The organism is Staphylococcus sp. 231237_7MaSpsaltlick (assembly GCF_043107035.1).
In genome coordinates this window covers 1-379 of record NZ_JBICNX010000463.1, presented here as the reverse complement: position 1 = coordinate 379, position 379 = coordinate 1, and the positions used below count along the sequence as shown (strand labels likewise).

General features: G+C 33.8%; 1 pseudogene. It reads right to left on the bottom strand.

What is annotated here, in order from left to right:
* Window positions 1-114 (bottom strand): annotated as a pseudogene (locus ACF91D_RS32355) (class I SAM-dependent RNA methyltransferase); the annotation flags it as partial.
* Window positions 115-379: the final 265 nt, after the last annotated feature.

Genomic DNA, 379 nt, shown 5'->3' with positions numbered 1-379 from the left:
ACCTTCGAAATATATTCTGCCATTTTCTACAGTTGTGTCGTAACCGAGCTCTTGTATTTCTTTTGCAACAACTGCTTCCAATCCCATTGGACATACGGCTAATAATTGGTACATAGTTTGTCTCCTTCGCTTTTATGATTATGTAAGTATTTTATCAAAACTTTATTTAAATAGATATGCTGTAAGTTTATGAACTTTGTAAATATCTAATATAAATGTGAAAGGTTTTACATTTAACAATGAAAAAAGCTCTCCGAAATGGGAGAGCTTGGGTCTAGTGATGATATTTCTATAAGCCATGTTTTGTACCTTTGTACTGCCAACGTGTACTAGTAACACTCGTACTCAGGTGGTAACCATCTGTCTACATACCTTTAAT